The 4,198-nt window shown below is 72.6% G+C and carries 3 protein-coding genes and 1 pseudogene; all 4 read right to left on the reverse strand.

Features of this window, described 5'->3' with window-relative positions; genetic code table 11:
* Positions 1 to 376: pseudogene (locus tag I59_RS14960) on the reverse strand (carbohydrate ABC transporter permease); the annotation flags it as partial.
* A complete protein-coding gene (locus I59_RS14965; RefSeq protein ID WP_022904563.1) occupies positions 373 to 1,416 on the reverse strand; it encodes an ABC transporter permease in 1,044 nt (347 codons plus the stop codon). The gene I59_RS14965 and the pseudogene I59_RS14960, both read right to left, overlap by 4 nt.
* Positions 1,413 to 2,564, reverse strand: coding sequence for an extracellular solute-binding protein (locus I59_RS14970; protein WP_022904564.1), 1,152 nt, complete (start codon positions 2,562 to 2,564; stop codon positions 1,413 to 1,415). Before I59_RS14970 ends, I59_RS14965 begins: the two co-directional genes overlap by 4 nt.
* Positions 2,565 to 3,031: 467 nt before the next feature.
* Positions 3,032 to 3,547, reverse strand: a complete 516-nt coding sequence (locus tag I59_RS14975; RefSeq protein WP_049976607.1) for a hypothetical protein — start codon at positions 3,545 to 3,547, stop codon at positions 3,032 to 3,034.
* Positions 3,548 to 4,198 lie beyond the last annotated feature (651 nt).

Genomic DNA, 4,198 nt, shown 5'->3' on the forward strand with positions numbered 1-4,198 from the left:
TGAACATCGCGGACATCGTCACGAAGAGCCCCATCTTCGGGAAGGCGTTGGTGGCGAAGAGCCCGACGAGCACGACCCGGCGGCCGGGGAACTCGATCCGGCTGATCGCCCACGCCGCCGGCAGGCACACCGCGGCCGCGATGAGCACGGTGAGCGGCGCGAGCACGAGCGAGTTCTGGATCGCGACGCCGAGCGTCGGGTCCTCGAACACGGTCGACCACCACTGCAGGGTCCAGCCGTCGGGCAGCAGGTTCGGGTACGTCCAGCTCGTCGCGAACGCCCGGACGGCCAGCCAGAGGAGCGGGCCGACGATGAACACGGCGAGGACGGCCGCCGTGGCCCAGACCAGGGCGGTGCCCGTCACGCGTCGGATCACGACTTCGCCTCCGTGTTCGTGTCGGCGAGCTCGCGGGCGTTGCTCCGCACCGTCGAGCGCAGGTAGGACACGCTCGCGGCCGCGGCGAAGGCGAACACGATGAACGCCATCGCCGTGGACTGCTGCGGGCGGTTGTACGCCTGGAAGTACTTCGAGATGTCGACGCCGAGCATCGTCGGGGCGTTCGGACCGGTGAAGTACGGGACCGTGAACGAGCCGAGGACGCCGATCACGGTGAAGGTGGTCGCGATCACGAGCGGGGTCCGCGCCATCGGGAGGAGCACCTGCCAGACGACCCGCCAGGTGCTCGCCCCGGCATCCTTCGCGGCGTCGACGAGCGCGTCCGGCGTCCCCTGGAGCGCGCCGGCGATCAACAGCACCGCGAACGGCAGGCTGGTCCAGACGCTGCCGAACACCACGGCCACGAGCGTGTAGCCCCACACCGGGAACTCCAGGCCGACCTGGGCGCCGACGCTCCGCAGGAAGCCCTGGGCGTCCGTGAAGGTCAGGATCGACCAGCTCGCGATGACGACCGGCACGAAGATCGGCACGACGGCGAGGACGCTGAGGGTCTTGCCGACGAGACCGCCGCGGAGCCGCAGGATCACCGCGACGACCACGGCCAGGGCGATCGTCAGGCCGGTGGACAGCGCGGTGACGCCCAGGGTCGCTCCGAGGTCGCGGAGGAACACCGGGTTGCGCAGCAGCGTGCCGTACACGGCGAGCGAGAACCCGTGCACGACGTCCTGCCCGATGTCGGCCAGGGCTTCGTTGAGGCCTCCGGTGAAGCCGAGCGAGAACAGCGCGGCGTTCACCACGGGGACGCCGACGAAGAGCACCACGACCAGCACCGGCGCCGCGACGAGGGCGAGCCCGGTCGCCCGCGCGCGACGGGTCTGCCGACGGCGGACGGCGCGACGGTCGACGGTGCCCGGCGCGGCGGTCCCCGCGGCACCCGAGGCGTCCCCGGCGTGACCGGGGACGGGCGGGAGGCCCGTGGCGGACGCGCCACGGGCCTCCCGGTCGGCGACCTGGGTCACTGCGGGACCTTCGCGTCCCACGCGGCGTTCATGTCCGCGGCGAAGTCGCTCTGGAAGCCGAGGCGGAGCTGCGAGGGGTTCGCGTCCGCGAACTGCTCGGCGACCGACCCCGGCAGTGTGTCGAGCGGGACGACCGGGTAGCCGGACACGGCGGTCGCGACGAGCTGCTGCCCCTGCGAGCTCAGCACGAAGTCGGCGAGCTCCTCGGCGGCGGCCTTCTTCGCGGCGGGCTCGGTCTCAGGGATGCCGAGGAAGCTCGCACTGCCGGTGAACGACGGGTCCGTGATCTGCACGGCCTTGATCGACTTCGGGATGATGCCGGTCTTCTGCGAGGTGATGAACTGGTCGCTCCAGACCGGTGCCATCGCGATCTGACCGGAGCCGAGGAGCTGGACGACCTGGTCGTTGCCGTTCGGGTACACACCCTTCTGGTAGGTCGACGGGCCGAGGTCCTTCAGGACCTGGAAGCCCTTGTCCCACTTCGACTCGAGCGACTTGTCGTACGTGGTCTGCATCGTGGTCTGCTCGTCGGCGGAGAGGTACTTCGCCAGCACCGTGGCGACGAACGAGCCGCCGGAGCCGCCCGAGGACGGCGAGTTGTACGCGAACTCGCCCGGGTTGGCCTCGATCCACGCGAGGAGGTCGTCGAGGGTCTTCGGCGGGTCGCTGACCTTCTTCGGGTCGTAGGCGAGGAGCACGCTCGAGGCCCGGTACGGGATCGCGCTGTCGCCGCCCTGCTGCCTCGTGGCCTCGGGAACGTCCGCGAGGTTCGGGATGCCCTGTTCGTCGACCTTCGCCATGAGCCCGGCCTTGCCCGCGGTCGTGACGAAGCCGGCGTCGACGAGGTCGTACGCGACGCTCTTGCCGGCCTTGACCGCGGTGGCGAGGTTCGCCTGCGTCTGGGCGTCGTGCTCGCCGTGCAGGTCGATGCTCGTGCGCACGGTGATCTTCGGGTGCGCCTTCTCGAACGCCGGGATGAGCGACTTCTCCCAGAGGTCCTGGACGTTGGTGTCACCGCTGATGAACACGGTGAGGGCGGTCTTGCCGTCTGCGGCGCTGTTCGCGGCGTTCGCGCTCTGGACGCAGCCGGACAGTGCGACGGTCGCGGCGGCGGCGATCGCGAGGCCTGCGAGGACTCGGGTCTTCACGTCGGTTCCCTCCGTGGGGTGTGTGGGGACAGGGGTGTGGGGCGGGGTGTGGGGACGGGGTGTGGGGTGCGCGGTGGGGCGCTGGGGCGCTGGGGCGCTGGGCCCGGTGTGCGTGGGCCCGGTGTGCGTGGGCCCGGTGTGCGGGAACGTTCCCGCGCCGTCGTCGAGTGTGGCGGCGGTGAGTGAACGCGAGGTGCCGCGGGCGTCGCCGTCGGGTGAACTGTCGCGCCGGGGGTGCGGGTGCGGCGCCGCCGCCGCACGGTGCCGACGCCGCCGCACGGTGCCGACGCCGCCGCACGGTGCCGCCGCCGGCGCCGCGCCGGGGCCGCACGGTGCGAGGTTTCACGCACCGTGCGATGCTCCGGCGCTCCCACGGTGTGCGAAACCTCGCACCGTCGGAGCCGCCTCGCTCCGTGCGAGGTCCCGCCTCGCACCGTCGGAGCCGCCTCGCACCGTGCGACCCGCCCTCAGCGCGTCATGGGCACCCGACCCCGCCGGAGTTTGCTGCGCAGCTGGACTTCTCGCCACAGGTCCGCCCACCCGACGCGGACGACACCCGTGACGTCCGGGAACGCTCGGAGCCGGTCCTCCCGGTTCTTCTCCGCGACGACGACGTCCTCGGCGGTGCGGCCACCCCGCAACTGCGGATCGCGGTACTTCGCCTCCCCGTCGAACTCGACCACGACGCCCTGCTCCGGGAACCAGAAGTCGACGACGATGTCCGGATGGCCGCGCTCCGAGAACCGGTGCTGGAGGACGGGTGGCGGCGTGCCGTACTCGTCGAAGCGGACCCGGAGCACCGACTCCCCGACGGACCCGGACGCGGCGTCCGCGAACGCCAGCGACCTCCGCGCCCGCCGACGACCACGGGAGGCCCGTCGGTCCACCCCGAACTCGATCGCATCCCGGTCGACCCCGAACGCGAGCACGCGATCGAGGGCGACCACCGCGTCGAGGAACGGCGTGGTGGTGGCGAGGTCCACCGCGGTCCCTCGTGCACGAACTGGAAGGTCAGGGTCGAGGTGGTCGGCCGCACGGCCTGGGTGTACTCGCCGTCGGCGTCGACCGAGGCGCTCGCGGTGAGCGTGTACGTCAGCTCGTCCGACCCGACTCGTTCGACCTGACCGCTGCCGTCGCTGATCGTGACGCCCTGGCGGGGGTTCCACTTCTGCGCGAACGAGGAGGACAGGAACTCGCGGGCGGTCGAGTAGTTGTTATGGGCCCCGGTGGCCGCCGCGATGAAGCCCCGGAGCACGGCGGTCTGGTCCTCACCGCCGGAGGGACCGTCGGGGCGGAGCTCGACGCCGGAGACCGACTCGTCCTTGATGGACTGGCCCGAGCGGACGTCGCCGGAGACCGGGATGGCGGCGCAGGCGGACACGGCGACGAGGGTCAGCGCGGCGAGCGCGACGGCGAGGGTGCGGCGGAGCCGGCGGGCGACGCGCGGGGCGGCGGCGCGGCCGGCGCCCGGTGCGGCGGCGCGGCCGGCGCGGCCGGCGCGCGCTGCGGCGGCGCGCCCGGCGCCCGGTGCGGCGGCGTGCTGGCGGGTCATTCGTCCTCCTCGCGGACGGCACGCGGGCCATAGGAGGGGTCGTCGAGGTCGGGCAGCGGGATCGCCGAGGTCGCGTCGACAC

Origin of the sequence: Curtobacterium sp. B8, assembly GCF_000333315.1 — a bacterium.
Classification (GTDB): Bacteria; Actinomycetota; Actinomycetes; order Actinomycetales; family Microbacteriaceae; genus Curtobacterium; species Curtobacterium luteum.